The 26,638-nt window shown below is 67.0% G+C and carries 25 protein-coding genes and 2 tRNA genes; 10 read left to right on the forward strand and 17 right to left on the reverse strand.

Going from position 1 to position 26,638, the window contains the following annotated elements; all coding sequences use genetic code 11:
• Positions 1 to 10: 10 nt before the first annotated feature.
• The gene (locus N1031_RS03870) at positions 11 to 550 is read right to left on the reverse strand and encodes a peptidylprolyl isomerase (RefSeq protein ID WP_259478274.1); all 540 of its coding nucleotides are present in this window, start codon (positions 548 to 550) and stop codon (positions 11 to 13) included.
• 142 nt (positions 551 to 692) lie between these two features.
• Here N1031_RS03870 and N1031_RS03875 point away from each other — a divergent pair, with 142 nt between their 5' ends.
• Entirely contained in the window at positions 693 to 1,244 is a 552-nt protein-coding gene (locus tag N1031_RS03875) for a hypothetical protein (RefSeq protein ID WP_259478275.1), read from the forward strand.
• 68 nt (positions 1,245 to 1,312) lie between these two features.
• Here the strand turns inward: N1031_RS03875 and N1031_RS03880 are convergent.
• The 10 genes from N1031_RS03880 to dnaA form a co-directional block, all read right to left on the reverse strand.
• Positions 1,313 to 1,388, reverse strand: a tRNA-Ala gene (locus N1031_RS03880).
• A 43-nt stretch (positions 1,389 to 1,431) separates the two neighbouring features.
• Positions 1,432 to 1,505: transfer RNA gene (locus N1031_RS03885), tRNA-Ile, on the reverse strand.
• Between the two features lie 54 nt (positions 1,506 to 1,559).
• Positions 1,560 to 1,967: a DUF3566 domain-containing protein gene (locus N1031_RS03890; RefSeq protein ID WP_259478276.1), complete on the reverse strand. Its 408-nt coding sequence runs from the start codon at positions 1,965 to 1,967 to the stop codon at positions 1,560 to 1,562.
• A complete protein-coding gene (gene gyrA / locus N1031_RS03895) occupies positions 1,960 to 4,515 on the reverse strand; it encodes a DNA gyrase subunit A (RefSeq protein ID WP_259478277.1) in 2,556 nt (851 codons plus the stop codon). Before gyrA ends, N1031_RS03890 begins: the two co-directional genes overlap by 8 nt.
• Positions 4,516 to 4,543: 28 nt before the next feature.
• Positions 4,544 to 6,517, reverse strand: coding sequence for a DNA topoisomerase (ATP-hydrolyzing) subunit B (gene gyrB, locus N1031_RS03900; RefSeq protein WP_259478278.1), 1,974 nt, complete (start codon positions 6,515 to 6,517; stop codon positions 4,544 to 4,546).
• Between the two features lie 136 nt (positions 6,518 to 6,653).
• On the reverse strand, positions 6,654 to 7,142 hold the full coding sequence (locus N1031_RS03905; protein ID WP_259478279.1) for a DciA family protein: 489 nt from the start codon (positions 7,140 to 7,142) through the stop codon (positions 6,654 to 6,656).
• On the reverse strand, positions 7,135 to 8,319 hold the full coding sequence (gene recF, locus N1031_RS03910; RefSeq protein ID WP_259478280.1) for a DNA replication/repair protein RecF: 1,185 nt from the start codon (positions 8,317 to 8,319) through the stop codon (positions 7,135 to 7,137). The genes N1031_RS03905 and recF overlap by 8 nt, the downstream gene beginning before the upstream one ends.
• A gap of 28 nt (positions 8,320 to 8,347) precedes the next feature.
• Complete coding sequence (gene gnd / locus N1031_RS03915; RefSeq protein ID WP_259478281.1) at positions 8,348 to 9,235, reverse strand: phosphogluconate dehydrogenase (NAD(+)-dependent, decarboxylating); 888 nt, start codon at positions 9,233 to 9,235, stop codon at positions 8,348 to 8,350.
• A gap of 41 nt (positions 9,236 to 9,276) precedes the next feature.
• Entirely contained in the window at positions 9,277 to 10,422 is a 1,146-nt protein-coding gene (gene dnaN, locus N1031_RS03920; RefSeq protein ID WP_259478282.1) for a DNA polymerase III subunit beta, read from the reverse strand.
• A gap of 341 nt (positions 10,423 to 10,763) precedes the next feature.
• A complete protein-coding gene (gene dnaA, locus N1031_RS03925; RefSeq protein ID WP_259478283.1) occupies positions 10,764 to 12,185 on the reverse strand; it encodes a chromosomal replication initiator protein DnaA in 1,422 nt (473 codons plus the stop codon).
• Between the two features lie 348 nt (positions 12,186 to 12,533).
• Between dnaA and rpmH the strand changes: the two genes are divergently transcribed.
• From rpmH to N1031_RS03965, 8 genes are all read left to right on the forward strand, one after another.
• On the forward strand, positions 12,534 to 12,671 hold the full coding sequence (rpmH, locus tag N1031_RS03930; protein WP_022895130.1) for a 50S ribosomal protein L34: 138 nt from the start codon (positions 12,534 to 12,536) through the stop codon (positions 12,669 to 12,671).
• Between the two features lie 14 nt (positions 12,672 to 12,685).
• A complete protein-coding gene (rnpA, locus tag N1031_RS03935) occupies positions 12,686 to 13,024 on the forward strand; it encodes a ribonuclease P protein component (RefSeq protein ID WP_259478284.1) in 339 nt (112 codons plus the stop codon).
• Complete coding sequence (gene yidD / locus N1031_RS03940) at positions 13,021 to 13,332, forward strand: membrane protein insertion efficiency factor YidD (protein WP_259478285.1); 312 nt, start codon at positions 13,021 to 13,023, stop codon at positions 13,330 to 13,332. Before rnpA ends, yidD begins: the two co-directional genes overlap by 4 nt.
• 16 nt (positions 13,333 to 13,348) lie before the next feature.
• A complete protein-coding gene (yidC, locus tag N1031_RS03945) occupies positions 13,349 to 14,308 on the forward strand; it encodes a membrane protein insertase YidC (RefSeq protein ID WP_259478514.1) in 960 nt (319 codons plus the stop codon).
• A gap of 5 nt (positions 14,309 to 14,313) precedes the next feature.
• Positions 14,314 to 14,808: a Jag family protein gene (locus tag N1031_RS03950; protein WP_375163607.1), complete on the forward strand. Its 495-nt coding sequence runs from the start codon at positions 14,314 to 14,316 to the stop codon at positions 14,806 to 14,808.
• A 34-nt stretch (positions 14,809 to 14,842) separates the two neighbouring features.
• On the forward strand, positions 14,843 to 15,490 hold the full coding sequence (rsmG, locus tag N1031_RS03955) for a 16S rRNA (guanine(527)-N(7))-methyltransferase RsmG (protein WP_259478287.1): 648 nt from the start codon (positions 14,843 to 14,845) through the stop codon (positions 15,488 to 15,490).
• 93 nt (positions 15,491 to 15,583) lie between these two features.
• Positions 15,584 to 16,495, forward strand: coding sequence for a ParA family protein (locus N1031_RS03960; protein WP_259478288.1), 912 nt, complete (start codon positions 15,584 to 15,586; stop codon positions 16,493 to 16,495).
• Entirely contained in the window at positions 16,485 to 17,444 is a 960-nt protein-coding gene (locus tag N1031_RS03965; RefSeq protein WP_259478289.1) for a ParB/RepB/Spo0J family partition protein, read from the forward strand. Before N1031_RS03960 ends, N1031_RS03965 begins: the two co-directional genes overlap by 11 nt.
• Before the next feature lie 33 nt (positions 17,445 to 17,477).
• Here N1031_RS03965 and N1031_RS03970 read toward each other — a convergent pair whose 3' ends face one another.
• From N1031_RS03970 to N1031_RS03995, 6 genes are all read right to left on the reverse strand, one after another.
• The gene (locus N1031_RS03970; protein WP_259478290.1) at positions 17,478 to 18,443 is read right to left on the reverse strand and encodes a D-alanine--D-alanine ligase family protein; all 966 of its coding nucleotides are present in this window, start codon (positions 18,441 to 18,443) and stop codon (positions 17,478 to 17,480) included.
• A gap of 4 nt (positions 18,444 to 18,447) precedes the next feature.
• Positions 18,448 to 19,764 (reverse strand): aminotransferase-like domain-containing protein, encoded by a 1,317-nt coding sequence (locus N1031_RS03975; protein ID WP_259478291.1) that lies wholly within the window; start codon positions 19,762 to 19,764, stop codon positions 18,448 to 18,450.
• 123 nt (positions 19,765 to 19,887) lie between these two features.
• Positions 19,888 to 20,211 (reverse strand): thioredoxin, encoded by a 324-nt coding sequence (trxA, locus tag N1031_RS03980; RefSeq protein ID WP_259478292.1) that lies wholly within the window; start codon positions 20,209 to 20,211, stop codon positions 19,888 to 19,890.
• 50 nt (positions 20,212 to 20,261) lie between these two features.
• Positions 20,262 to 21,221, reverse strand: coding sequence for a thioredoxin-disulfide reductase (gene trxB, locus N1031_RS03985; RefSeq protein WP_259478293.1), 960 nt, complete (start codon positions 21,219 to 21,221; stop codon positions 20,262 to 20,264).
• 101 nt (positions 21,222 to 21,322) lie between these two features.
• On the reverse strand, positions 21,323 to 22,942 hold the full coding sequence (gene murJ / locus N1031_RS03990; RefSeq protein ID WP_259478294.1) for a murein biosynthesis integral membrane protein MurJ: 1,620 nt from the start codon (positions 22,940 to 22,942) through the stop codon (positions 21,323 to 21,325).
• Positions 22,935 to 25,079 (reverse strand): DUF6049 family protein, encoded by a 2,145-nt coding sequence (locus N1031_RS03995; protein WP_259478295.1) that lies wholly within the window; start codon positions 25,077 to 25,079, stop codon positions 22,935 to 22,937. Before N1031_RS03995 ends, murJ begins: the two co-directional genes overlap by 8 nt.
• 117 nt (positions 25,080 to 25,196) lie before the next feature.
• On the opposite strand from N1031_RS03995, the gene N1031_RS04000 reads away from it, so the two are divergent.
• Positions 25,197 to 26,630 (forward strand): CCA tRNA nucleotidyltransferase, encoded by a 1,434-nt coding sequence (locus N1031_RS04000; protein WP_259478296.1) that lies wholly within the window; start codon positions 25,197 to 25,199, stop codon positions 26,628 to 26,630.
• The last annotated feature ends 8 nt before the right edge of the window (positions 26,631 to 26,638 follow it).

A 26,638-nucleotide genomic window follows, 5' to 3' on the forward strand; every position in this document is an offset into this window, starting at 1 on the left:
GCGGAGGCGATCAGACTTCTTCGACCGTGACGCTCTCGAGCACGACCTCGTCGAGCGGACGGTCGTAGGCATCGGTCGCGACACCAGCGAGCTTGTCGACGATGCGCTTCGAGGCGTCGTCGGCGACGGCGCCGAAGATGGTGTGCTTGCCCTGCAGCCAGGTGGTGGGGCCGACGGTGATGAAGAACTGCGAGCCGTTGGTGCCCTTGCCACCCTGGATGCCGGCGTTGGCCATGGCGAGGATGTAGGGCTCGGTGAAGTCGAGCTCGGGGTTGATCTCGTCGTCGAAGCGGTAGCCGGGCCCCCCGGTGCCGTTGCCGAGCGGGTCGCCGCCCTGGATCATGAAGCCGGGGATGATGCGGTGGAACACGATGCCGTCGTAGAGCGGCGCGGTGGTGGGCTGACCCGTCTTCGGGTCGGTCCATTCGATCTCGCCCGTCGCGAGGCCGACGAAGTTCTTCACCGTCTTCGGTGCGTGGTGGCCGTAGAGGTTGATGGTGATGGGGCCGTGGTTGGTGGTGAGGGTGGCGACGTGCGTGTGTACGGGCATGCCGTCATTCTAGGCCACCCGTCCGACACATCCAGGAAAGCTCCAGCCTCTCTCAAGGGGATGAACAGTGCGGGCTCCTCCCACAGTCGCGTGATGCGTGCCAAGATGAAGTCGTCCGTGCTTTCGCCGATGGAGGTTTCCCATGAGTCTTTCCCGTAAGCGTCGCAAGGAGCTGAAGCGCCTCAAGGGCACGGCCGAAGATCTCTGGCTCGACCAGCAGGCCGTCCTCGACCGCGCGAACGCCATCCTGCGCGAGGCCGGCAAGCAGGCCAGTTTTCTGGCCGACGAAGAGGTGAAGCCACGCGTGAAGACCGCAGTCGAGAGCGTAGCCCCGACCATCTCGAAGAACGTCGCCGCCGTCAAGGTGGCCGGCCAGACCGCCAAGGAGCGTTTCGCCGCCGACGTGGTGCCCGCGCTGGCCTCCACCATCGGTTCCGCGGCCGCCGTGCTGCAGCTGGCCAAGAACCCCGAGTTCGTGAAGCAGGCCGGCAAGAAGGCGGCCAAGGCCTCGAAGGCCCTGCAGAAGCAGGCACCGAAGTCGGGCGGATCGAAGGCGGGTCTCGTCGTGGTCATCAGCCTCGGCGTCGTGACGGCCGCCGGTATCGGCTACGCCCTCTGGCAGACCTTCCGCGCCGACGACGAACTCTGGATCGCCGACGAAGACCCGGCTCCCGCCGCCAACGCGGAGAGCTGATCGTTCGCCCCCGACACACGAAAGAACCCCGCAGCGAGAAGGCTCCGGGGTTCTTTTCGTGTGTGCCCTGGTGGAGCCTAGGAGATTCGAACTCCTGACATCCTGCTTGCAAAGCAGGCGCTCTACCAACTGAGCTAAGGCCCCCCGTCGCACCGAGGTGCTAGGGAGATTTCTTGTGGATCTCTCGTGGGGCTACAAGGACTTGAACCTTGGACCTCTTCGTTATCAGCGAAGCGCTCTAACCGCCTGAGCTATAGCCCCGTTTTTTGACCAGAGAAGAGACTACCTTACGGCGACTCGTTCTCCCAATCGAGCTTACTTGTTGGTGAAGCCGAGCATGACGCCGCCGGTGATGCGCACCGCGAGGTTGTAGAGCGCCGCGGCGATCGCGCCGAGCGCGGTGATGACGATCACGTTGAGGAGCGCCACCACCACCGAGAAGCCCATCACCTGGGGCAGCGACGCGAAGTCGAACAGGTCGAAGTTGCCGGCGCCCGCGATGTCTTGCAGCAGAGTGTTCACCGAGTCGAAGACACCGGTCTGGTTGAGCACCGACCAGACGAGGAAGCTGGCGACCACGGTCACGATTCCGAGGATGATCGCGAGGAGGAAGGAGATCTTCAGCACCGACCAGAAGTCGATGTAGACCAGCTTCAGCCGCACCTGCTTGGTGGTCGCGACCCGTGCCGTCTTCTTCGCGAATTTGTCGCCAAGATTACTCATCCGTCGTTACGTCCTCTCCAGGCGCGGTCTCGGCCGCGGTGTCGGGCGCCTGTGCAGGCTCCGCACCCTCGTCGAGCTCCGCTTCCAGGTTTCGCTCCGTGTTCTTCGCCACCGCGATGATGCGATCGTCGTCCGCGAAGCGAGCGAAGACCACGCCCATCGTGTCGCGTCCTTTGGCCGGTACTTCGGCCACGGCAGAGCGTACCACCTTGCCACTGGCAAGAACCACAAGGACCTCGTCGTCCTCGCCCACGATGAGCGAGCCGATGAGGTCGCCGCGCGCCTCGGCGAGTTTCGCCACCTTGATGCCCAGGCCGCCGCGGCCCTGCACCCGGTACTCGTCGACCGAGGTGCGCTTGGCGTAGCCACCCTCGGTCACCACGAACACGAAGCCCTCGTCGGAGACCACGGATGCACCCTGCAGCGCGTCGTCGTCACGGAACTTCATGCCGATGACACCCGAGGTCGCGCGCCCCATCGGACGCAGGGCCTCGTCACTCGCCGTGAAGCGGATCGACATGCCCTTCTTCGACACCAGCAGCAGATCGGAATCCTCATCCACGAGCATCGCCGAGACCAGCTCGTCGCCCTCGCGCAGGTTGATGGCGATGATGCCGCCGGTGCGGTTGGTGTCGTACTCGGTGAGCGCCGTCTTCTTCAGCAGCCCCGAGCGGGTGGCGAGCACCAGGAAGTCGGCCGCCTTGTAGTCGCGGATGTCGAGGATCTGCGTGATCTGCTCATCCGGGCCCAGCGCCAGCAGGTTCGCCACGTGCTGGCCCTTCGCGTCGCGGCCGGCCTCCTGCAGCTCGTAGGCCTTCGCGCGGTAGACCCGGCCGGTGTTGGTGAAGAACAGCAGCCAGTGGTGCGTGGTGGTCACGAAGAAGTGCTCCACCACGTCGTCGGCCCGCAGCTGGGCGCCCTTGACGCCCTTGCCGCCGCGGTGCTGGCTGCGGTAGTTGTCGCTCCGGGTGCGCTTGACGTAACCACCGCGAGTGACGGTGACCACCATCTCCTCTTCGGGGATGAGGTCTTCGACGTTCATGTCGCCGTCGAAGCCGAACATGATCTCGGTGCGCCGGTCGTCGCCGAACTTGTCGACGATCTCGGTGAGTTCCTCCACCACGATCTCGCGCTGGCGCGACGGGCTGCCGAGGATGACGTTGTACTCGTCGATCCGCGCCTGCAACTCGGTGGCCTCGTCCTGGATCTTCTGGCGCTCGAGCGCCGCGAGCCGGCGCAGCTGCAGCTCGAGGATGGCGCGCGCCTGCAGCTCGTCGATGTCGAGTAGCCCGATCAGTCCGTCGCGTGCCTCCTCGACCGTGGGCGAGCGGCGGATGAGCGCGATGACCTCGTCGAGCGCGTCGAGCGCCTTGAGGTAGCCACGCAGGATGTGCATGCGGGCCTCTGCCTCGCGCAACCGGAACATCGTGCGGCGCACGATCACGTCGATCTGGTGCGCGACCCACTCGGTGATGAAGCCGTCTAGCGGGAGCGTGCGCGGCACGCCGTCGACGATCGCCAGCATATTCGCGCCGAAGTTCTCCTGCAGCGAGGTGTGCTTGTAGAGGTTGTTGAGCACCACCTTCGCCACCGCGTCGCGCTTCAGCACGATCACGAGGCGCTGACCGGTGCGGCCCGAGGTCTCGTCGCGGATGTCGGCGATGCCGGCGAGCTTGCCGTCCTTCACGAGCTCGGCGATCTTCACCGCGAGGTTGTCGGGGTTCACCTGGTAGGGCAGCTCGGTCACCACGAGGCAGGTGCGGCCCTGCAGCTCTTCGACGTTGACGACCGCGCGCATCGTGATCGACCCGCGCCCGGTGCGGTAGGCGTCGTGGATGCCCTTCACGCCGAGGATCTGCGCTCCGGTCGGGAAGTCGGGCCCCTTGATGCGCTGCATGAGCGCGTCAAGCAGCTCCTCGCGATCGGCCTCGGGGTTCTCGAGGTACCAGATGGCGCCGGCGGCGACCTCGCGCAGGTTGTGGGGCGGGATGTTCGTGGCCATGCCGACCGCGATGCCCACCGAGCCGTTGACGAGCAGGTTCGGGAACCGGGCGGGCAGCACGACGGGCTCGAGGGTGCGGCCGTCGTAGTTGTCCTGGAAGTCGACGGTCTCTTCCTGGATGTCGCGCACCATCTCGAGCGCGAGCGGGGCCATCTTCGTCTCGGTGTATCGGGGCGCCGCGGCGCCGTCGTTGCCGGGCGAGCCGAAGTTGCCCTGCCCGAGCGCGAGCGGGTAACGCAGCGACCAGGGCTGGATGAGACGCACGAGCGTGTCGTAGATAGACGAGTCGCCGTGCGGGTGGAACTGGCCCATCACCTCGCCCACCACGCGGGCCGACTTCGAGAACGCGCGGTCGGGGCGGTAGCCGCCGTCGTACATCGCGTAGATCACGCGGCGGTGCACCGGCTTGAGGCCGTCGCGCACGTCGGGCAGGGCACGCCCGACGATCACGCTCATGGCGTAGTCGAGGTAGGAGCGCTGCATCTCCAGCTGGAGGTCGACCTGTTCGATGCGATCGCCGGCGGCAGGGGTGAGTTCGTCTGTCATGTGTCAGTCTCTGTCGAGGCCCGAGGGCTCAGATGTCGAGGAAGCGGACGTCTTTGGCGTTCTTCTGGATGAAGTTGCGCCGCGATTCGACGTCTTCGCCCATCAGCGTCGAGAAGATCTCGTCGGCCGCCACCGCATCGTCGAGGGTGATCTGGCGGAGGGTGCGGGTGTCGGGGTCCATCGTGGTGTCCCAGAGCTCCCGGTAGTCCATCTCGCCGAGACCCTTGTAGCGCTGGATTCCGTTGTCTTTCGGGATGCGCTTGCCGGCAGCCTGCCCGTCGACGAGCAGCGCGTCGCGCTCGGCATCGGAGTAGACGTACTCGTGCGGGGCGTTCGACCACTTGAGCCGGTAGAGCGGCGGCATGGCGAGGTAGACGTAGCCCAGCTCGATGAGCGGCCGCATGTAGCGGAACACCAGCGTGAGCAGCAGGGTGGTGATGTGCTGGCCGTCGACGTCGGCGTCGGCCATGAGCACGATCTTGTGGTACCTGGCCTTCTCGGGGTTGAAGTCCTCCCCGATGCCGGCGCCGAACGCCGTGATCATGGCCTGCACCTCGGCGTTGCCGAGCGCGCGGTCGAGCCTGGCCTTCTCGACGTTGAGGATCTTGCCGCGCAGCGGCAGGATCGCCTGCGTCTCGGGATTGCGCCCCTGGATGGCCGAGCCGCCGGCCGAGTCGCCCTCCACGATGAAGATCTCGCTGCGGGAGGGGTCGCGGCTGGAGCAGTCCTTGAGCTTGCCGGGCATGCCGCCACCCTCGAGCAGCCCCTTGCGCCGGGTCTGCTCGCGAGCCTTCCGGGCCGCCAGCCGTGCCTGCGACGCCTGGATGGCCTTGCGGATGATGTCGCGCGCCTGCACCGGGTTGCGGTCGAACCAGTCGGCGAGCTCCGACCCGACGACGCGCTGCACGAAGGCCTTCGCCTCGGTGTTGCCGAGCTTGGTCTTGGTCTGGCCCTCGAACTGCGGCTCGGCGAGCTTGACCGAGATGACCGCGGTGAGACCCTCGCGCACGTCGTCGCCGGAGAGGTTGTCGTCCTTCTCCTTGATGATGTTCTTCTCGCGCGCGTAGCGGTTCACCAGCGTGGTGAGCGCCGCACGGAAGCCCTCTTCGTGCGTGCCGCCCTCGTGGGTGTTGATGGTGTTGGCGTAGGTGTGGACGCTCTCGGTGTACGCCGTCGTCCACTGCATCGCCACCTCGAGAGCGATGTGGCGCTCGGTGTCCTCCTGCTCGAAGGAGATGATCTCGTCGTTGACGAGCTCGGCCTTCTTCGAGCGGTTGAGGTACTCCACGTAGTCCTTCAGACCGTTCTCGTAGAGGTAGGTGACCACGGTGTCCTCGGCGGTGCCGTCCTCTCCCCCGCGTTCGTCGGTGAGGGTGATGCTGAGGCCCTTGTTGAGGAAGGCCATCTGCTGGAACCGGGCCCGCAGGGTCTCGTAGTCGAACTCGACCGACTCGAAGATCTCGGGGTTCGGCCAGAAGGTGGTCTTGGTGCCGGTCTCGTCGGTGGCCTCGCCCTTCTCCAGGGGCGCGAGCGGAACACCGATCTTGTAGCTCTGGCGGTACACGTTGCCCTGACGGCGCACCTCGACGTCGAGTTCGCTGCTCAGCGCGTTCACCACCGAGGAGCCCACACCGTGCAGACCGCCCGACACCGCGTATCCGCCGCCGCCGAACTTGCCGCCGGCGTGCAGCACGGTGAGCACGACCTCGACGGTCGACCGCTTCTCGGTGGGGTGGATGTCGACCGGGATGCCGCGGCCGTTGTCGGTGACGGTGATGCCGCCGTCACGGCGCATCACCACCTCGATGTGCGTGGCGTAACCGGCCAGGGCCTCGTCGACGGAGTTGTCGACGATCTCGTAGACCAGGTGGTGCAGACCGCGAGGACCGGTGGAGCCGATGTACATGCCGGGGCGTTTGCGTACCGCCTCGAGGCCTTCCAGAACCTGGATCTGGTCCGCGCCGTACTCGTTCACTGGTTGGACCTTGTCCGATTCAGACATATATGGATGTGCTCCTCAGTGCGCTGCCCAGCGGCCGGGCAAGGCGACCCTTAATTCTATCAGGAGCGCGCGGGCGAAACCCGCTCAGACGCCCCTCTGACGAGATTTCTCCCGGGGGGTGACCACATTTGCCTACTCAACCGTAAGTATCGCGAGGACCGCGCCCTGGAATCGATCTGGAGCCTCTTTTCCAGCTCGGGGCGTGGGGCGCTTCGAAGCGGATCGACTCGATGCCCGCCTCGGGAAAGCGCTGAGCGATCGTCGTCATGATGAGCACGCGCATCTGCCGGAGCTGAGTCGCCCACGCCGTCGACTCGCACTGCACGGTCAGAACCGAGTCAGTGATGCCGAGGGGCGTCGAGTGCGCCGCCGTGTCGGGCCCGGCGATCTCGGCCCAGGCGAGCAACAGGTCGGACTTCGCCAGCGACGAGCCCCAGCCCAGCTCCGTCGACAGGCCCGACATCACGTCGCCGAGCCCCTTCGGGTCGCGCCCGACGCCGTACGGCACGCTCGCCTCGTCGTCGCCACCGGTGCGCGACCGCCGCTCGCGCCACCGCGCGGCCCGCGCATCCGGGTTGCCGAACGCCGCCTTCAGGCGGAGGTACACGGCCTGCGCCTCAGACATCGGCGTGCTCCGATTCCGCCTGCTCCACGATGGTGCCGGCCTGAATGCGCACCGTGTGTGCGGTGAGCTCCTCGGGCACGTCGTCGTAGACCGCGGCGGTGATGAGCACCTGCTCGTAGCCCTTCACCGCATCCGCCAGCCGCCCGCGGCGGCCCTGGTCGAGCTCGGCGAACACGTCGTCGAGGATGACGACGGGGTCTCCCGTCGCGGAGTCGGTGCGGATGAGCTCCGCACACGCGAGCTTGAGCGAGAGGGCGAACGACCACGACTCCCCGTGACTGGCATACCCCTTGGCCGGGAGCCCGTTCAATGTGAAGAGCACGTCGTCGCGGTGCGGGCCGCAGAGCGTGATGCCGCGCTCGCGCTCGGCGCGGGCCACCCGCTCCAGCGCCGAGCGGAAGGCCTGTTCGAGCTCCGCGCGCGTGCGCTCACCCGTGTCGCCGTGTGTGCTCTCCTCGTCGTCGGCATCCGGATGCTCGCTGAAGACGCTGAGCACAGGGGCGAGTGCGGGCTGCTGGTCGACCCCGGCAACCGCCTGATAGGCCTCGACCACGCGGGGCCCGAGCGCCGCCACCACGGCGATGCGCTCCGCCATGATCTCGGTACCGAGCTCGACCAGCCGGTCGTTCCACACCTCGAGGGTGGAGAGCCTGCCCTCCTTGAGACCCGAGGCACGGGCCGACTTCAGCAGCGCGTTGCGCTGTTTCAGCACGCGGTCGTAGTCGGCGAACACGCCCAGCAGCCGGGGCGACCGGATGCCGAGCAGGCCGTCCACGAAACGCCGGCGCGTCGACGGCTCGCCGCGCACGAGCGCCAGGTCTTCGGGGGCGAACAGCACCGAGGAGCAATAGCGCGGCAGCTCGCGGGGTTTGACGGCCGCGCGGTTCACCTGCGCGCGATTGGGTGCGGAGCGGTTGAGCTGCAACTCGACCAGCAGCTCCCGCCCGTCGTGCGCGAGGCGAGCCCGCACCACGGCCGACTCCGCACCCGCCCGGATGAGCGCCTGGTCGGACGAGACCCGGTGGGAGCCGAGCGAGCTGAGATAGCCGATCGACTCCACCAGGTTCGTCTTGCCTTGACCGTTCCTCCCCACGAAGAGGTTGGGACCGGGCTCGAGCGCCACCTCCGCAGACGCGTAGTTGCGGAAGTCGGTGAGGCTGAGGTGCCGGACGATCACGGCTGGCCGGGTCGCGGGATGCGCGACGTCAGTCGAGTTCCTTCACGGCGTGGCCGCCGAACTGGTTGCGCAAGGCCGCGACGGCCTTCATGGCCGGCGAGTCCTCCTGACGCGACACGAAGCGCGCGAAGATCGAGGCGCTGATCGCGGGCATCGGCACCGCGTTCTCGATGGCCTCCTCGAGGGTCCATCGGCCCTCGCCGGAGTCGTTGACGTAGCCCTCGATCTGGTCGAACTCGGGGTCGGCCTCCAGTGCGCGCACCAGCAGCTCGAGCAGCCAAGAGCGCACCACCGTGCCGCGCTGCCACGCCTTGAACGTGCCGGTGACGTCTTTGATGATGTCCTTCTTGGCGTCGAGCAGCTCGTAGCCCTCGGCGTAGGCCTGCATGATGCCGTACTCGATGCCGTTGTGCACCATCTTGGCGTAGTGGCCGGCGCCCACCTCGCCGGCGTGCACGAAGCCCTCGGCGCGAGGTCCCTCGGGGCGCAGCGCGTCGAAGATCGGCATGGCCCGCTCGACGTTCTCGGCGGTGCCGCCGACCATGAGGCCGTAGCCGTTCTCGAGGCCCCAGACGCCGCCGGAGACACCGGCGTCCATGAACTGGATGCCCTTCGGGGCGAGGAACTCGGAGTGCTTGAAGTCCTCGGTCCACTTCGAGTTGCCGCCGTCGATGATGAGGTCGCCCTCGTCGAGCACGCCGGCGAGGTCGGTGATGACCGAGTCGGTGATCGCACCGGCCGGAACCATGACCCACACGATGCGGGGAGCCGGAAGCGCCGCCGCGAGGGCTGCGAGGTCGGGGACGTCGCTCACCGCGGGGTTCGTGTCGTAGCCGACAACGTCGATCCCGGCGTTCTTCAGCCGGGCCCGCATGTTGTTGCCCATCTTGCCGAGGCCGATGAGTCCGATGTTCACGAGCGTCTCCTTGAGAGTCAGGGGTGTGGTGGTGGGTGGAACTAGCGCAGCAGCAGGTTGGGCTGGAGCAGGTACTTGTAGTCGTCGGAACCCGGCTGGTCTTTGGACGACTGGCTCGTGATGAGCACCGGGCCGGGCTTGTTGGGGTTGTCGGTCTTCGTGAACGAGATGCGCACGAACTCCGAGTGCACCGCGCTCAGGCCGTCGAGCAGGAACTGCGGCTTGAGCGAGACCACCGTGTCGTCACCGGTGAGCAGGGCGTCGATCGACTCGGAGGCCTGAGCCTGCTCCGATCCGATGGCCTCGAGGGTGACGCCGTCGATGGTGAAGGTGAACCGGAGGGCTGCTTCGCGCTCGAGCACCAGCGACACGCGCTTCGTGGCCTCGATGAGATCGGCCGTGTTGATGACGGCGTAGTTGTCGACCGATTCGGGGAAGAGCCTTTTCACGGGAGGGAAGTTGCCCTTGATCAGCAGGGTTGTGACCGTCTTGCGATCGGACTTGAACGCGATGAGCTCGCGGTCGTCGTTGCCCGAGATCGCCACCGAGATGGTGCCGGCGTTGCCGAAGGTCTTGCCCACCTCCTGGAGCGTGCGAGCCGGCACGAGTGCGGTGGCGGCGGTCACGCCGGAGTCGTTGGAGTCCCAGTCGATGTTGCGCACGGCGACGCGATAGCGGTCGGTGGCCACGAGCGAGATCGTGTTCTCGCTCACCTCGAGCTGCACGCCCGTGATGACCGGGGTGACGTCGTCGCGCGAGGCCGCGACCGCGACCTGCGACACGGCGGCGGCGAACTGCTCGGCGGGGAGCAGACCCGACTCCGCACCCACCTGGGGCAGCGTGGGGTACTCCTCCACCGGCATGCTCAGCAGGGTGAAGCGCGCGGAACCGCAGCTGACGACGATGCGGGTCTCTTCGGTCACGAAGCGCACCGGGGCGTTGGGCAGCCGGCTCGCGATGTCGGAGAGCAGGCGGCCCGACACGAGCACGACACCAGGCTCCTCGACCTCGGCGGCGATGCGCGTCTGCGCCGAGACCTCGTAGTCGAACGACGAGAGGGTGAGACCGTCGTCGCCCGCCTCGATGAGCACGCCGCTCAGGATGGGGAGCGTGGTGCGCTGCGGCAGCAGCTTCACCGCGAACGACACCGCTTCGCTGAAGACGTCTCGGTTTACTTGGAACTTCACGAAGTCACCTCTGTCGGCTCTGGAGACCCTGGGTCGCTCAATGCTATCTGGTGCGGACGTCGCTCTCGGTGGGCCGCGCATCGACAAGGTTGTCGAGTGCCCCTGATCAAAGAATTGGTTTCTTAATCTTCTTAACGACTGTGGATATGTGGATAAAACTGTTTAAACCGCGTGATGACCGAGAACTACACGCGTGTGAGATGTCGAGACTGTGTGAATGACGAGGGGATGCGGTCGACGGGCTGCTGAACCCTGGATGAACGAATCCACATCCCGACTCTCGAACTCGACAGGATGAGCCGATTTCTCCACAGCTGTGTTCACAATCTGTGGAGAACGCATCAGGCGCTCTTGTAGCGCTGATTGTGTTTGATGCGGTTGGAGATCTCGGTGACCTGGTTGTAGATCGATCGCTTCTCGGTCATGAGCTTGCCGATCTTGTTGTTGGCGTACATGACCGTGGTGTGGTCGCGACCGCCGAAGAGCTGACCGATCTTGGGGAGCGAGAGGCTGGTCATCTCGCGGCAGAGGTACATGGCGATCTGGCGCGCGGTCGCGATGGCCTGCGAGCGTGACGACCCGTAGAGGTCGTCGACGGAGAGCCGGAAGTACTCGGCGGTGTGGTTGATGATGTCGACGGGGGCGATGACGTTGTCGTCGTCGAGTGTGATGAGGTCCTTCAGCACCGTCTGCACGAGGGTCATGTCGACCGGCGTGCGGTTGAGGCTCGCGAAGGCGGTGACGCGGATGAGCGTTCCCTCGAGCTCGCGCACGTTGGAGGAGACCTTCGAGGCCATGAACTCGAGGATGTCGTCGGGAACGCGCAGGCGCTCGGACTGCGCCTTCTTCCGGAGGATGGCGATGCGGGTCTCGAGGTCGGGGGTCTGCACGTCGGTGATGAGACCCCACTCGAAGCGGGTGCGCATGCGGTCTTCGAAGCCGGTGAGGTGCTTGGGCGGCAGGTCGGAGGTGATGACGACCTGCTTGTTGTGATCGTGCAGGGTGTTGAAGGTGTGGAAGAAGGCCTCTTGGGTCTCGGCCTTGCCCTGCAGGAACTGGATGTCGTCGATGAGCAGCAGGTCGATGTCTCGGTAGCGGCTGTGGAAGGCGGCGCCCCGGTTGTTCGCGATGGAGTTGATGAAGTCGTTGGTGAACTCCTCGGAGCTCACGTAGCGCACCCGCACCCCGGGGTACAGCGAGATGGCGTAGTGGCCGATCGCGTGGAGGAGGTGGGTCTTGCCGAGCCCCGAGTCGCCGTAGATGAAGAGGGGATTATAGGCCTTGGCGGGAGCTTCGGCCACGGCCACAGCGGCCGCGTGGGCGAAGCGGTTCGAGCCGCCGATGACGAAGTTGTCGAAGCTGTACTTGGGGTTCAGCCGGGTGTCGTTGTTGCGCATCGGACCGACGGTCTCCTGCACGGTCGGCGGCTGCGTATCGGCGAAGGCGGGCTCGGGCGCCGGGTCGATGACGGCGGCGGCCGGGTAGTCGTCGATCTCGGGGTTCACCACGACAGAGAAGTTCGTCACCTCGAGGCGCGGGTCGAGCGTGCCGAGTGCGGCCACGAGTGAGGGGCGCACGCGCTGCTCGAGCATGTCGCGCGTGAAGTCGTTGGGCACCTCGAGGTAGAACGATCCGCCGAGGATGCCCTTCGGCACCACCAGTCCGAGAAAGCCCTTGAGTTGAGGAGTGATGCGCTCGTCGTGGGAGAGGACAGTGAGCACCGACCGCCAATTGTCTTCGGTCGAGCCGGCGCCGTCAGCCAAGGGAACTCCTGTCGAACTGGATTGCTACGCCGAATCGCTCGTGTTCGTTCGGCGCCTGCCGTGTCACGCCCCCGCCGGCTGTTAGTAACTGTAGGCCCCTAAGCTAGCTACTGCCATGCAACAGGGCAAGTTCGGCGTATTGACGGCCTGCGTGTCCTACACAGGTTTTGTCCACAGCATGTGGATACTTGATTCTTTGGGCGCAACGGTTTGACCTATCGCGACTGAGGCCGTAGTTTTAATCAGTTGACTTGTGGCATACGGCCACGCCTCCCGTCACTGTGGTCCCCCCATGGCGACGAGACCACTTGACGACGACGAGCCCGTCGTCGAACCACGGAGATCACTATGAGCAAGCGAACCTTCCAGCCGAACAACCGCCGCCGCGCCAAGGTGCACGGCTTCCGTCTGCGCATGCGCACGCGCGCCGGCCGTGCCATCCTCTCGGCTCGCCGTCGCAAGGGCCGCACCGAGCTCTCCGCCTAGTCCGCTTCGTCGCGGTGCTGGCCAAGCCCCATCGAATCACCAGCGGTGCCGACTACCGGGTCACCGTTCGTCGGGGTACCAAGATCGTGGGGCCCCACACCGTCACTTACATTCGCGCATCCGGTTCTCCGGGTGCGCGTTTCGGGTTCATCGTGGCGAAATCCGTCGGCGTGGCCGTGACCCGCAACCTCGTGCGTAGACGGCTGAAAGCCGCGGCCTACGCTCTGCTGCCTGCGATGGCTCCTGGCTACGACGTGGTGGTGCGTGCTCTGCCCGAAGCAGGGTCTCAGCCTTACCGGTTACTCTTCGAGGAGCTTTCGCGTTCTCTCACCAAAGGATCAGTACTCGCATGACGTCAGTGGTGACCGCGATCGTGCTGCTCCCCCGCAATCTGGCGGTGCTGGTGCTGCGCGGTTATCGGGCGGTCATCTCCCCGCTCTACGGTGACGTGTGCCGCTACTACCCCTCGTGCTCCGCCTACACCCTCCAAGCCATCCAGCAGCGCGGAGTCGTGATCGGTTCTGCGCTCGGTCTCTATCGCATCATCCGGTGCCACCCCTGGGCCAAAGGAGGCGTCGACGACGTTCCGCCTCTGCGTCGCGCTCGGTACCGGTTGACCCCCTTCGGTTTCGTCGTAGCAGCTAGCCACGGAAAGGGCTGACTCCCACCCCATGGAAATCCCGTTCATCGACACGATCCTCTGGCCCATCAAATGGGTGGTGGAGCTGATCCTCGTCGCCTGGCACTGGCTCTGGACCGCGATCGGACTCGACCCCGCGGCAGGTCTCACCTGGGTGCTCTCGATCGTCGGCCTCGTGCTCGTCGTCCGTGCCGCGCTCATCCCGATCTTCGTGCGGCAGATCAAGAGCCAGCGCAAGATGCTCGAGGTGGCGCCGCAGCTCAAGAAGATCCAGGACAAGTACAAGGGCAAGAAAGACCAGTTCTCGCGCGAGGCGATGTCGCGCGAGACCATGGAGCTCTACCGGCGCACCGGCACCAACCCTCTCGCGTCATGTCTGCCCCTGCTGCTGCAGATGCCCATCTTCTTCAGTCTCTTCTCGGTGCTGAACAATGCGCAGAAGGGCGCGGCGGGTGTCGGCCCGCTCAGCGCAGACCTCGGCAAGCAGTTCGGCGACGCGACGTTGTTCGGCGTCGCTCCGCTGCACGACACCTTCATCGGGGCCTGGAACGCCGGCGGCCCGTGGCAGGTCATGGTGATCGCGGGTCTGATGGTGGTGCTCATGACCGCGTCGCAGTTCTACACCCAGCTGCAGATCATGGCGAAGAACCAGTCGCCCGAGGCGAAGAACAGCCCGATGTTCCGGCAGCAGCGCATCCTGCTCTACATCCTTCCCCTCGTCTTCGTGTTCTCGGGAGTCGCCTTCCCTCTCGGTGTCATGTTCTACTGGCTCACCTCGAACCTGTGGACCATGGGTCAGCAATTCCTCGTGATCCGCAACATGCCGACGCCCGGTAGCGAGGCGGCCAAGGCTCGCGAGGAACGTCTCGCCCGCCGCGGCAAACTCACCGGTAAGGACACCCCGGCGATCGAAGCCGCCCCCGAGACCCCCAAGACGACCCAGCGGCAGCAGCCCGTGAGCAAGAACCGCGCCAAGAAGCAAGGTGGAAAGAAGTGAGCGACGTGACCCAGGCGACCTCCGACGAGGCCCTCGAAACCTCTTCGTCGTTCGATGACGAAGGCGATGTCGCGGCCGACTACATCGAGGAGCTCCTCGACATCTGCGACCTCGATGGAGACATCGACATCTCGGTGACCGACAACCGCGCGTACATCTCGGTGAACGCCTCGGGCGAGAGCAACCTCAGGCTTCTCTCGCACCCCGACACCGTGTCGGCCCTTCAGGAGCTGACTCGCCTCGCGGTGCAGACGAAGACCGGCGACTTCTCTCGCCTGATCCTCGACGTGGGCGGAAGCCGCGAGCAGCGTCAGCGCGAACTCGAGGTGATCGTCAACGAGGCCATCGCCACCATCGAGGCCGGTTCCGACAGCGCTGCACTCGAGCCCATGTCGTCGTACGAGCGCAAGCTCGTTCACGACATCGTGGCGGCGCGCGGGCTTCACTCCGAGTCGGAGGGCGAAGGTCGCGACCGGCACACGGTCATTCGCCGCGCGTGATGATGTTTCACGTGAAACATTCGTCGGGTACGCGATGAGCGCATCGTCCACTCCCCCGCCCGAGTTGGAGGTGGAACCGCCCGTCGCCGCAGAGATGTTCGGTGATCGGATCGAGGTCGCCCGCGCGTTCACCCTCGACCTTGCCCAGCGGGGCGAAGAACTCGGGTTGATCGGTCCTCTCGAGCTTCCGCGCCTTTGGACAAGACACATCCTGAACTGTGCGGTGGTGGCACCTCTGGTGATGCCCGGTCGTGTGGGTGACATCGGCAGCGGCGCCGGACTTCCCGGGCTCGTGCTGGCCATCGCGCGACCCGACGTGGAGTTCGTACTGATCGAGCCGATGGAGCGCAGGGTCGCGTGGCTCGATGAGCAGCGATCACTCCTCTCGCTGGAGAATGTGACTGTGCTCCGCGGTCGCGCTGAGGATGTGCGCGGTACCGTCGATCTCGATCAGGTGACCGCGCGCGCCGTGAGTGCGTTCTCGAAGCTGATCCCCCTGGCGGCTCCCCTTCTCCCCCGCGGCGGTGAACTCGTACTCATGAAGGGCGCCGCTGCTGCCAATGAGATCGCAGCAGCGGACAAAGCCATCAAGAAGTACCGGCTGAGCGACGTCGAGATCGTCGAGCTCGGCGGGTCGCAGGGCATCGACCTCACGCGAGTCATTCGCGCGCGGGTTCGATGACACGCTCGGTGTCGGCTGACTTCGGTACGATCGAGGGTGCGCCCGGCGCCCACGCCTGATGTTTCACGTGAAACATTCCGACAGGAAGTATGTATGACCAGTGATTCCCCCGCCTTCGATGCTTCGACTCCGTTGGCGAGAGAGCTGGCCGATCTGTCTCAACGAAAGCGTCTCCTGGCCATGCGTGAGTTTCCCCTCCCCTCCTCCACCCGCGTTCTCACCGTGGCCAATCAAAAGGGCGGCGTAGGTAAGACCACCACGACGGTGAACCTGGCGGCCGCGCTCGCAAAGCAAGGTGCTCGGGTGCTGGTGATCGACCTCGATCCCCAGGGCAACGCGTCCACGGCGCTGGGAGTCGAGCATCGGGGTGATCAGCCGAGTGTCTATGACGCTCTCGTGCACGATGAGCCGATGGTGGAAGTGGTGCAGCAGAGTCCGGAGTTCGACACTCTGTTCTGCGTACCGGCGACGATCCACCTGGCAGGAGCCGAGATCGAGCTGGTTCCTCTCGTGGCGCGCGAGCAGCGACTCCGGGGAAGTCTTGACCGCTACCTCGCGGAGAGCGACGCCGCCGGCAGCGGCTATCACTACGTCTTCATTGATTGCCCGCCCTCGCTCGGTCTACTCACCATCAACGCCTTCGTCGCGGCCCGCGAGGTGCTGATTCCCATCCAGTGCGAGTACTACGCGCTCGAGGGTCTGAGCCAGCTCCTCAACAACATCACGCTGATCGAGAGGCATCTCAACCCGACCCTCGCTGTCTCCACCATCCTTCTCACCATGTACGACGGCCGCACGCGGCTTGCGTATCAGGTGGCCGAGGATGTGCGCAGCCACTTTCCGGAGCAGACGCTGAGTGCGGTGATCCCGCGCTCGGTGCGTATCTCCGAGGCGCCGAGCTACGGCCAGACCGTCATCAGTTTCGATCCCCAGTCCCCCGGCTCCATCTCCTATCTGGAGGCGGCGGCCGAAATCGCAGAGCGAGGAGTGCAGCGTGGCCACTAAGAAGAGAGCGGGACTCGGCCGGGGAATCGGTGCACTCATCCCCACCGAAGAACCGCGCAGCGAGGGCGGCCGGCCCGTCGACGTGTTCTTCGACACTCCGCGAGCTGGTGCCGAAGGTCTCCGCGCCGTTCCCGGAGCGCGTCTCGCGCAGCTCGATCCTGCATCGATCGTGCCGAACGCCAAGCAGCCCCGGAGCGTGTTCGACGCGGATGATCTCGCGGAGTTGGTGCACTCCGTCAAAGAGATCGGTGTACTCCAGCCGATCGTCGTGCGCGAGCTGCCTCATGCGGTCGGTGAACCCGTCCAGTACGAACTCGTGATGGGTGAGCGTCGACTTCGTGCCACCAAGGCGGCCGGTCTCGACACCATCCCGGCGGTGATCAAAGACACCGCCGATGAAGACATGCTGCGAGACGCACTGCTCGAGAACCTCCACCGTTCTCAGCTGAATCCACTCGAAGAAGCCTCCGCCTACCAGCAGCTGCTCGATGATTTCGGCATCACGCAGGACCAGCTCGCGGAGCGGATCGGGCGTTCGAGGCCGCAGATCACGAACACCCTGCGCCTCCTGCGCCTTCCTCCGGCGGTGCAGACGCGCGTCGCCGCCGGCGTCTTGAGCGCGGGTCACGCCCGGGCGGTCTTGGCGGTCGGCGACGTCGACGCGATGACGAAGCTCGCCGACAAGATCGTGAACGAAGACCTGTCGGTGCGGGCGGCCGAGGCCCTCGCCTCCGAGGCACCGAAAGCTTCGCGGTCGAAGCCCACCGCGGGCACCAAGCGCGGGCACCTCGACGAGATCGGGGATCGGCTGGGCGATCGACTGAACACGAGGGTGCGCGTGAGCCTCGGCAGGTCGAAGGGTCAGATCGTCATCGACTTCGCGACGATCGGCGACCTCAACCGCATCCTCGCGGAGCTCGGCGAGGACGGCTTCGGCGGCGCCGTCTAACCGTCGGAGTGGCGTAGCTCGACGAGAGTCGGGTCAGGACAGCTGCTCAGCGATGGCGACCTCACCGAGCTTCTCGTAGACAGAACCGAGGGTGAAGCCTGCAGCGAGGATTCCCTGCGGCACCGTCGACGTCTCGGTGAGCCCGGGCAGAACGTTCACCTCGAGGAACCAGGCCACCCCGGCGCCGTCGATGATGAGATCGACGCGCGAGATGTGGCGCAGACCCAGGGTGGCGTGAACCGCCAGAGCCGTCTCCTGCGCTACCCGGATCACGTCGTCGGAGAGCCGGGCCGGGGCATAGAAGCGCGTCTCCCCCGCGTTGTAGCGTGCCTCGAAGCTGTACACGCCTCCGCGTGGCTCGATCTCGACCGGCGGAAGGGCGAACGGCCCGTCTCCGAGGTCGATCACGCCGACCGAGACCTCGACTCCGCGGGCGCGCTGCTCGATGAGGGCGACCTCGCCATAGGTGTAGGCGTCGACCACGGCTCGTGGAAGATCGTCGATCGACTCGAGCACCGTGAGTCCGAGCGCCGAGCCGCCCATAGCGGGCTTCACCACCAGCTCGTCTCCGAGCGCCGACCGCACGAGGTCGAGCACCTGGGTGGCGCCGAGCTCGCGGAAGCTGTCGCGCGGGAGGGTGACCGAGCGAGGCGTGGCCAGACCCGCGCGCTCGACGAGTTCTTTGGCCGTGGGCTTGTGCCAGGCGAGGCGCGCGGCGTCGGACCGCGCCCCGACATACGGGATGTCGAGCATGCCGAGCAGGGCGCGGAGTGCGCCGTCTTCCCCGCTGGCGCCGTGGAGTGCGGGCCAGACCACGTCGGGGCGCGACTCGGCCAGGTAGGGCAGCAGCGACGCATCAGGATCGCGCAAGATGACGGTGTGGCCGCGCTCGAGAAGGGCGTCGGCGACCCGCCGGCCGGAGCGCAGCGACACGTCGCGCTCGTGGGAGATGCCGCCGGCGAGGACGACGACGGTGCGGGCGATCGAGTCAGCAGTCATGAGCTCAGTCCAGGTTCGGTGGTGGGGCGGAGTAGCCGCGATCGCGGACGGTCTCGAGCGGGCCGGTCGCGGAGAAGGTCTCTAGCAGATCGAGCTCGCCGTTGATGACCGACTGGAGCCGGCGCACGCCGACCTTGATCGCCTCGGGGGTGGGATAGCAGAACGAGAGCCGGATGTTGTTGCGGCCACCGCCGTCGGCGAAGAAGGCCGTGCCGGGCGTGTAGGCGACGAGCTCCTTGACCGCTCGAGGCAGCATCTGCTTCGAGTCGAGGTAGGGCGGGAGGGTCAGCCAGACATAGAAGCCGCCCTGCGGATCCGTCCACTCCAGACCGGGCAGGTACTCAGACAAAGCCCCGATCATGGCCTCTTTTCGTTCGCGGTAGACGCCGCGGAAGCGGTCGACCTGAGCGCGCCAGTCGATGGAGTCGAGGTACTCCGAGACGACCAGCTGGCTGAACGAACTCGGCGAGAGCACCGCGGCCTCGTTGGCCAGGATGAGCTTCTCGCGAATGGCGTGCGGGGCCAGCGCCCAGCCCACCCGGAAGCCGGGTGCCAGGGTCTTCGAGAACGTGCCGAGATAGATGACACCCTCCTCGTCGACCGAGCGCATCGCGGCGGGCGGCGGGGCGTCGAAGTGCAGAAGACCGTACGGATTGTCTTCGAGCACGAGGATGTCGTTCTCGCGGGCGATCTGGAGGATCTCGAGGCGGCGCTCCCAGCTCAGCGTGACACCGGCCGGGTTCTGGAATGACGGGATCGTGTACAGGAGCTTGATCTTCTTGCCGGCCGCCTTGAGCCGCGCGATGTTCTCACGCAGCGACTCGGGGATCATCCCGTGCTCGTCCATCAGCACGTGATGGGTGTCGGCCTGGAACGACCGGAAGATGACGATCGCGGTGACGTAGCTCGGGCCCTCGGCGAGCACCACGTCGCCCGGGTCGAGGAACAGCTTCGAGACCAGTTCGAGGGCGTGCTGCGAACCCGTGGTGACGACGACGTCGTCGGCGCTGGCACGGATGCCCTCCATGGCCATCACGTCGAGGATCTGCTCGCGGAGCTTCGGGATGCCCTGACCCGAGCCGTACTGCAGAGCCACCGGCCCTTGCTCGCGCATGACCCGGTTCATGGAGTCGATCACGAGTTCCTGCGGCAGTGCGGAGACGGCGGGCATTCCCCCGGCGAGGGAGACCACCTCGGGGCGCGAGGCGACGGCGAACAGGGCGCGCACCTCGGAGGCGGCGAGGCCGGCGGTGCGCTCGGCGTAGTTGTAGTACCAGGGGTCGAGGTTCGTGCCCGACTGCGGGGAGGTGTGGCTGTTCACTGTGGTCCATCCGACGTTGACCGAAATTCCATCGTAGGACACAGAAAGTGGCCCGCCGCAACGAAGCAGCGGGCCACTCGCGGCGAACTGGCCGTCAGGCCGGTTCGGCGATGGTGCGCGAGATCAGATGAACGCCGCGAGGTCGGCCTCGAGGGCAGCCTTGGGCTTGGCGCCGATGATGGTCTTCACGACCTCTCCGCCCTGGTAGACCTTGAGCGCGGGGATCGAGGTGATCTGGTACTTCATCGCGGTCTGCGGGTTGTCGTCGACGTTGAGCTTGACGATCTCGATCTTGTCGCCGTGCTCGTCGGCGATCTGGTCGAGGATGGGGGCGACCGCACGACACGGGCCGCACCACTCGGCCCAGAAGTCGACCAGGATGGTCTTCTCGGACTTCAGGACGTCGCTCTCGAAGCTGGCGTCGGAGACGGCCTTGGCGTTGGACATGATTCCTTCTTTCGTGGGGATGTTCGTGGGGCGGGCTCGGGAGGAGCCGGTCAGGAGGCCTGGACGAGGGCGAGCGCCTCGGCGGCCTGGTCGAGCGAGGCGAGGTACTCCTCGGCGTCGAGTGCGGCGACGGTGCCCGAGGCCGCCGCGGTGACGGCCTGACGGTAGTGCGGATCGATCACGTCGCCGGCGGCGAAGACGCCCTCGAGGTTGGTCTTCGAGCTGCGGCCCGCCACGGCGATCGTCCCCGCCACGGTGAGGTCGAGCTGACCGTGCACGAGGTGCACGCGGGGATCGTTTCCGATCGCCACGAACAGTCCCTGCACGGGGAGTTCACGGGTCTCACCGGTGACCGTGTCGCGCAGCGACAGCGATTCGACCGCGCTCTCACCCGAGATGCCGATCACCTCGGCGTTCCAGACGAACTCGATCTTCTCGTTGGTGAAGGCACGCTCCTGCATGATCTTCGACGCCCGCAGCGAGTCCTTGCGGTGCACGACGTAGACCTTCTCGGCGAAGCGGGTGAGGAAGGTGGCCTCCTCCATGGCGGAGTCGCCGCCGCCGACCACCGCGATGGTCTTGGCCTTGAAGAAGAAGCCGTCGCAGGTGGCGCACCACGACACGCCGCGGCCGGAGAGCCGCTCCTCGTCGGGCAGACCGAGCTTGCGGTAGGCCGAGCCGGTGGCGAAGATGACGGCGCGCGCCTCGAAGGTGCCGGAGTAGCCGGTCTCGACGGTCTTCACGTCGCCCTCGAGGTGCACGGCGGTCACGTCGTCGAGCAGCACCTCGGTGCCGAAGCGCTCCGCCTGCTCCTGCAGCTTCATCATGAGCTCGGGGCCCTTGATGCCCTCGGGGAAGCCGGGGAAGTTCTCGACCTCGGTGGTGTTCATGAGGTCACCCCCCGCCTCGACGCTGGAGGCGAGCAGCAGCGGCTGGAGTCCGGCGCGCGCCGCATAGATCGCGGCGGTGAAACCGGCGGGGCCCGATCCGATGATGATGATCTCGCGCATGTGTCCGTGTCTTTCGAAGTGGGGACGGGTACGCATCCGTGGCACCCGTCGAGCGGTACAACACATCCTAACCGCGGCCTATTCCGCGGGCGCGAGGCCTCTCAGCCGCCCAGGCGTGCGCGGATCGGGCCCAGCGCATCCCGCAGTTCGGGCGACCGCACGAGGGCGAGGGCGCCGAGGTAGACCGCGAGCATCACCACCCCGATGACGGCCATCGACACGATGGGCGTGATGTAGCCCGAGGTGAGGAACGCCTCGCCGAAAAGGGCGGCGAGGCCGAGGTACACGAGCACGCCGACACCCGCTGAGGGGAGTGCGGCGAGCAGGAAGCGTGCGAGACTGCGCAGCACGCTGCCACCGCCGTGGCCACCGAGCCGACGGCGCACGATGATCGCGGCGACCAGTGTCTGCACCCCGGTGGCCGCCGACAGCGACAGCGCGAGGCCGACGGCGATGTGCTCGGGCGGCAGCAGCGCGCATCCGGCCGACAGCACCGTGAAGATCGACGCCTGCAGAACTTGGAGGAAGAAGGGTGTCTTGGTGTCGCTCAGTGAGTAGAACACGCGCTGCAGCACGAACAGTGTGCTGAACGGCAGCAGGCCCACCAGGAAGGCGATGAGCACGTTGCCCATCGCGACGGTCCCCGCGAAGGTCGAGGTGAACAGGCTCACGAAAGGGTAGGCCGCCACCATCAGCACGACCATGCCCAGCACCATGAAGAGCGAGGTGACGCGGAGGGCAGCCGAGACGTCGGTGCGCAGTTCGGTGATCTCGCCGCGGTTGGCGTGCCCCGACATCTTCGTGAAGTAGGCGGTGACGATCGAGACGGTGATCAGCGAGTGCGGCAGCATGAAGATGAGCCAGGCGTTCTGCAGGGTGGCGAGGGATGCGGCCTCACCGGAGGCGATGGAGGCCACGATGGTCTCCACCAGACCGGCCGCCTGCGTCACGAGCAGCATGCCGAAGGTCCAGCCGGCGAGCTTGCCGGCTTGGCCGAGCCCGACTCCGCGCCAGCGGAAGTCGGGGCGGTAGCGGATGCCGGCACGCCGCCAGAACAGGAACAGCACGAGCGCCTGCGACGCCACGGCCAGGGTGGTGCTGCCGCCGAGCAGGGCGATCTTCGCCGGGTCCCAGTCGGTGACTAGGCGCTGGCCCTCGGGATCGGCTCCGAACAGTGCGATGAAGGCGACCAGCCCGCCGATCGACACGATGTTGTTGAGCACGGGTGCCCAGGTGAACGGGCCGAACACGTTGCGGGCGTTGAGGACCTCGCCGAGTACGGTGTAGAGACCGTAGAAGAACACCTGGGGCAGACACCAGTAGGCGAAGGCTATGGCGAGAGCGCGCTGCTCGCCACTCCAGCCGGGCGCCGAGACGGTGACCAGCACCGGGGCGAGGAGGGTGGCCGCGAGCGTGGTGGCACCGAGGATCACCATCGCGATGGTGAGGAGTTTGTTGATGTACCCCTTGCCTCCGTCGCTGTGCAGAGTGGCGCGTACGATCTGCGGCACCAGCACCGCCGAGAGGGTGCCGCCGGCGACGATCGCGTAGATGTTGTTGGGTAGCTGGTTCGCCATCGCGAAGGCGTCGCCCGAGGCGCTCGCCACGACGCCGAGCGTCTGCGCCAGGATGATGGCGCGCACGAATCCCATCACCCGCGACACGAGCGTGCCGGAGGCCAGGAACGCGCTCGCCCGCCCGATGCGCGTGCCGTCAGTCATCGGCCGCCTCGGTCGACCCGGGCGCCTCGACCGCGTTGCGGCGCTGCCGACGACGGCGCAGGATGTTGCGCACGATGCCGAAGCCGAACACCCCGACCACGAGCACCGCCGCGATGACCGTGCCCCAGGTCTCCCAGTCGGCACTCACGTTCACCAGCACGGGGGACGGCACCGAGATCAGCACGCCCGTGGGACTCAGCACCTGCATGTTGAGCAGCACCGGGCCGTTCGCGACCCCCGCCTCGAGCGGGATCTGCGCGCCGCGGCGGGACTCCGCCTCGATCGTCACGGTCACGTCGCTCTGCTCCACCACGAGGCGCCCATTGGACGGGGTGACGTGCAGCACGACGGTGACCGGGTACCGGAGGTCATTGCTGACGGTGACCGGCAGGTTCGCCTGATTCGCCACCATGTTGATGCTCGAGCCGTCGACCACCTGGACGGCCGAGAGGGTGCTCTGCGTCTCGTCCCGAGCGGTACCGACGGCCACGTTCCAGCCGCCGGTGTTGGTGGTCCAGGTGTTCGACAGCAGCGCGAGCAGGTCGGACCTGGTCTGTCCGGTGAGCAGTGACGGATCGCTCAGCACCGACGAGAACGCGTCGAGCGACCGGCCGTCGGCCAGGAGCGCCGAGATGTGCTGGATGCGCTCGCCGTCCTGCGGGACGTCGGTGAGGGTGAGCGCCACCGAGGAGTCGGCGTCGAGGACGGCCTGCACCGGCGCGGGCACGGCCTGGCCACCCAGAGTGACCGCGGAGAGCGCCTGGTCGAGTCCGGCGAGGTTCATGCTGGTGCGGTCGAGCACGGCCAGCACCGCACCGGTCCCCGCCCCGGCCTGCTCGCCCGACCGCACCGCGAGGGCGGCGTTGAGAAGTGCGCCCTCGGCGGACTTCGCGGCCTCGCCGGATGCCGCGAGCATCCGTTGCAGGGCGTCGGAGACAGCGTGGTCGGCCACGAGCACGCGCTGCCCGTTCACGGTGCCGGCCACCGGGAGGGGCGAGCCGTCGGCCGCGGAGAGCTGCGACGAGTCGACGATGGTCGTGTCGTAGCCCGACGAGGCGAACACCGGCAGGTCGTCGTTCACCACGGTGGAGGCGCGTGGCCAGGCGACGGAGGTGCTCGTGTAGTCCCAGTCGAGCAGCTGGTCGAGGGTCGGCACGGCCGGGGTGGCCTCCTCGGCGTCTGCGGTGCCCTCGGCGGTGCCCGTGGGAGTGGGGGTGCTGGAGGCCTCGGGCTCGATCAGCTCGTCGACGTCGGTGAAGTCGGCGGCGTCGAGCGCGTAGGCGAACGAGGTGGGTTGCAACACGGTATCGGAGCCCGCCTGACGCTCGCCCGAGATGTCGGAGTCGCCGAAGGTGAGCGGGATGATCGGGTTGGGGGCGGCGTCGAGGCGCTCGAGCCAGGCCACGGCGGACTCGGGTGCCGTGGACCCGAGCGCCCGGATGGAGACGATGATGCGCGGGTCGACCGCCAGCGTGACCGGGCGGCCGTAGACCGCATCCAGTTCTCTGGTGAGCACGCCGTCGGGGGCCGTGAACGCCTCCAGGGCGGCGGCCTGGATGAGACCGGTGGAACTGGCCACGCTCGTGAGCGGCGCGATCACGGTGAGCTCGCTCCCCGGAGCCGAGGCGGCGTCGCGCACCACCACGGCGGAGTGGGCGGAGGTCACCACGGCGCCGTCGGTGCCCACCAGCTCGGCGGAGAGCGGATAGACCCCGGTGCCGTCGGAACCCACCAGGGCGGCGGGCACGGAGAGCTGCAGCGAGTGCGTCGAGCCCGGGCCGAGGGAGGAGGACGGGGTGGTCGACACCGTCTCTCGGTCGACGTCGTCGTCGCCCGCGAGCCACGACGAGAGCGAGGCCGCGTCGTCGAGCACGGCGTCGCCGAGCTCGACGGTGAGCGTTCCCTCCCCCATCGCGGTGGACCCGTCGTTCGAGAGCGAGACGGAGATGAGGAGGTCTTCTCCCGCGGCCACCGTGCCGGCCGCGCCGGGTGTGACCGAGAGGGTCACGGTCGAGGAGGGTTCGGCCTCGGTGGCCGAGGCCGGCGCTCCCGGGGTCGCGAGCAGGGCACCGGCGACCAGCACGCTGACGGCGATCGCGGGCGCAGCTCGAGACAATCGACGCGCAGGTGAGTTCATAGATCTGCGCGGGCGCGCTTCGGTGGCGCCCGCTCCCTCAGCCGATTGTAGGAGGCGGCGCCTGGGAGAAGCGGGAAGCACCCGGGCGGTGTGCCATCTCGCGGCTAAAATGGCTCGGTGCAGTCGGTTCAGCAGTCCCTCGAGTTCCTCTCGGCGCTCGCCGCCGAAGGTCCGGTCGCCGCGCTCGCGAAGGCGTTCAGCGCCGCGGGCCGTGAGCTCGCGCTGGTGGGCGGTCCGGTGCGCGACGCCTTCCTCGGCCGGCCCATCACCGACCTCGACTTCACCACCGATGCCCGGCCCGACGAGATCCTCGGCCTGGTGACCCCCATCTCGCAGGCACAGTGGGACGTGGGGCGGGCGTTCGGCACCATTGCCGCCCGCATCGACGGGCAAACGGTGGAGATCACCACCTACCGCTCCGACAGCTACGACGGAGCCACCCGCAAGCCGGCGGTGGAGTTCGGCGACACCCTCGAGGGCGACCTGTTCCGCCGCGACTTCACGGTGAACGCGATGGCGCTCCGGCTGCCCGAGCTCAAGCTGATCGATCCCTCGCACGGCATGGACGACCTCATCGCGGGCGTGCTGCGCACCCCGGGAGCACCCGAGATCTCGTTCGGCGACGACCCGCTGCGCATGCTCAGGGCCATCCGCTTCACCGCCCAGCTCGGATTCTCGGTGGCGGTCGACACCGCGGTGGCCATCACCGAGATGCGCGACAGCATCGGCATCGTCTCGGTGGAGCGGGTGAACGACGAACTGTCCAAGCTGCTGAAGACGGATGCGCCCCGCCGAGGGGTCGAACTGCTGGTCGAGAGCGGGCTGGCCGAGCTGGTGCTGCCCGAGATCCCCGCCCTGCAGCTCGAGCGCGACGAGCACCACCACCACAAGGACGTCTATCAGCACAGCCTCACGGTGCTCGACCAGGCCATCGACCTCGAGAAGTCGCGCCATCCCGGCGCCGCCCCCGACCTTGTGCTGCGTCTCGCCGCGCTGCTGCACGACATCGGCAAGCCCGCCACGAAGCGCAACGAGCCCGGCGGTCAGGTCTCCTTCCACCACCACGACGTGGTCGGTTCCAAGCTGGCCCGCAAGAGACTGCGTGCCCTGCGCTACGACAACGACACCATCGCCGCGGTGAGCCGGCTGATCGAACTGCACCTGCGGTTCTTCGGCTACACCGACGGCGCCTGGACCGACTCCGCCGTGCGCCGCTACGTGCGCGACGCCGGCGACCAGCTGGAGCGCCTGCACATCCTCACCCGCGCCGACGTCACCACCCGCAACCGGCGCAAGGCCGATCAGCTCGCGTTCGCCTACGACGACCTCGAGGAGCGCATCGCCACGCTCGCGGCCGAGGAGGAGCTCGCCGCGGTGAGGCCCGACCTCGACGGCGAGCAGATCATGCGCATCCTGGGCATCAAGCCCTCACGAGAGGTGGGTCAGGCCTACGCCTACTTGCTCGAGGTGCGGCTCGACGAGGGTCCGCTCAGCGAGGAGGAGGCCACCCGCCGGCTGCTGGAGTGGTGGGCGGTGCGCCAGGAGGGGTGAGCCGCCGC

The organism is Herbiconiux moechotypicola (assembly GCF_024979255.1).
GTDB lineage: Bacteria > Actinomycetota > Actinomycetes > Actinomycetales > Microbacteriaceae > Herbiconiux > Herbiconiux moechotypicola.